Source organism: Ferruginibacter sp. (assembly GCF_014377975.1).
Lineage (GTDB): Bacteria > Bacteroidota > Bacteroidia > Chitinophagales > Chitinophagaceae > Ferruginibacter.
On record NZ_JACMOO010000103.1, the window covers coordinates 1 to 2579 of the forward strand.

Consider the following 2579-nt stretch of genomic DNA (forward strand, 5'->3'; position numbering starts at 1 on the left):
GGCGAGGCCATGGCTAAAAAAGGAATTGTATTTGTAAGCTTTAATTATAGGGTAGGTATTTTTGGATTCTTCGCACATCCAGAACTCACCAAAGAATCGGGCAAAAATGCGTCAGGTAATTACGGATTAATGGACCAGGTTGCAGCATTGCAATGGGTAAAAAATAATATTGCGCAATTCGGTGGCGATCCGGCCAACGTATGCATTGCCGGGCAATCAGCAGGATCCATGAGCGTGAATTGCATGGTGGCATCCCAGCTTGCTAAAAATTTATTTCAAAAAGCCATTGCCGAAAGCGGTGCCAGTTTTCTATCTTCTCCGCTGAGGGAAAAAACAGGGTTGGCGGCTGCAGAGAAAGAGGGCGTAAAAACAGCCGCTGCCTTGAAAGCCAATTCTGTTGCTGCATTAAGAACAATGTCAGCTGCAATATTATTGAAAGCACCACAAAATATCCGTGGCCCTATTGTGGATGGCTATGTATTGCCCGAATCAATTGCTGATATTTTTGCCGCAAAAAAAGAAAATCCGGTAGCCTTGCTCACCGGTTGGAACCAGGATGAAGGATTGATATTCGGTCCGGTAAAAAACGCGGATGGGTTTACAAAAGAAGCGGCTGATCAGTATGGAGCCGATGCTTCTTCCTTTTTAAAATATTATCCCGCAAACAATGATTCTATTGCTGCGGTATCGCAATTGAATTTGTCCAGGGATATAATTTTTGGCGTGCAGAATTATACCTGGGCAAACATTCAAAGCAACCATGGATCAAAAGTATATGTATATCGATTCACCCGTAAAGTTCCTGCAACAGGTGAGTATATAAAATATGGCGCTTTTCATACCGGCGAAGTGCCTTATGCTTACGACAATTTACAATTCGTAAACAGACCATGGAAAACGGTAGATTATGAGCTTGCCAAAACTATGTCGGCCTATTGGGTAAATTTTGCAACTAACGGAAACCCCAATGGCAGCGGGCTGCCCAACTGGCCAGCTTACAACTCAACCAATAAAATGATTATGAAACTAAGCGAAAATCCATCCGCAAAAAAAATATGGGATGCAGAAAGTTTGGATTTTTTGTATGGAAAAATGGGTGGAAAATAGCGGGATATAAATATTGATTTCGGGTAGTTGTTTTAATTTGAAATTGAGGTTAAGGGTTTAAGGTGTGCCGGAGGAACCTAAACTTTAAAAGTATCCAAAAAAAATCCAGGCGTCCTGCTAACCAGTATAGCTCATTTTTAAGTATCTTTTTTACTGTTAACAATTGAGTCACCTTTTATAAAATTCACAGTACAGTTAATGCTTACGCCTGGTATTTTGATGTATAAAAGCGAAATCAACTATTCTAGTCTGTAAAAAAAAATAACGATGATGCCTAACAGAAAACATTTTCTTAAACTGAGTGCCAGTCTGGCTTTTGAAAGCCTTCTCTTTTTCCGAAATGCAAAGGCTTTTTATTCAAACCCCGCTATGCCAGCTGTGGGTCTGCAGTTATTCACTTTATTTAATGTGATGGATGATGATTTGAGGCCGCACCAATCGCCGGAATGAAACACTTTTTTATTGAACATGATATGCCCAAACATCCATACGAAAGTATGACCACCAGTTTTAAGAATCTAAGTAAAATTTTGGAGTAGCATTATCTTTTAAATTTTATTAAATCAAACGGATGAAAAAAATATTAGCAGGTATTTTTTTACTGGCCACTTGTTTGTTTACAACAGTAAAGGCGCAAAGCGGTAAATGGCAAATAGTAGAAACTGCCGACGGGGTAGCAGACCGCAGTGAATGTGGTGTTGCCGCAGTAAACGGGATGATTTATTTAATGGGTGGTGGTGGCCCGGCTATGCGGGTACAAATGCTAAATCCCGTTACAAAAACCTGGCAACAAAAAGCAATGGCACCAGTCATGCACCATTTTCAGGCGGTGCCCCTCAATAATAAAATCTATGTGCTGGATGCTTTTTCCGATGGAGAATATCCTAACCAGACACCGATGGCAAATATATACTGGTACGATACGCAAAAAGATGCCTGGCAAAAAGGTAACGGCCTGGCTGACTGGAGAAAGAGGGCGGCTGCTGGTGCAGCGGCGTACAAAGGCAAATTATACCTGGTCGCAGGCATCACGCATGGTCACCAAAGTGGCACCAATAATATGTTTGATGTGTATGACCCGGCAACCGGTCATTGGGATAGCTTACCTCCCGCACCGCATAGCCGCGATCATGTAATGGCTGCCGTGGTAAAGGATAAATTGTATGTTGTGGGAGGAAGAAATACCAGCTTTCGCAATCCCTCAGGTAAACTTAATTTTTATAGTCAGGTATTTTTGGAAACAGATTGCTATGATTTTAAAACCGGTAAATGGTCAACCTTGCCTTACAAATTACCGATGGGTAGTGGCGGCGGCGCTCTCGTAAATTTAAGTGATAAGCTCTACTACATGGGAGGCGAAAGAGCTACATCAACAGAACAGAATGCACCCAGGAAAAATGTATATTATTTTGATCCTTCAAAAATTGAAGGCTGGCTGGCGGTGGCCAATTTGAATGAAGCAAGAAACGGTA

3 protein-coding genes are annotated in these 2579 nt (G+C 41.6%); all 3 read left to right on the forward strand.

Features of this window, described 5'->3' with window-relative positions; genetic code table 11:
• The coding region (locus tag H7254_RS06095; RefSeq protein WP_301932126.1) for a carboxylesterase/lipase family protein at positions 1 to 1107 on the forward strand (1107 nt) is incomplete at its 5' end.
• A gap of 267 nt (positions 1108 to 1374) precedes the next feature.
• Positions 1375 to 1557, forward strand: coding sequence for a hypothetical protein (locus H7254_RS06100; protein ID WP_301932127.1), 183 nt, complete (start codon positions 1375 to 1377; stop codon positions 1555 to 1557).
• A gap of 121 nt (positions 1558 to 1678) precedes the next feature.
• A partial coding sequence (locus H7254_RS06105) for a kelch repeat-containing protein (protein WP_301932128.1) occupies positions 1679 to 2579 on the forward strand: 901 nt, incomplete at its 3' end.

Excerpts from the sequence above, each read along its gene's own strand:
- H7254_RS06100 (WP_301932127.1), top strand. The coding sequence starts at position 1,375 with ATGATGCCTAACAGAAAACATTTTCTTAAACTGAGTGCCAGTCTGGCT.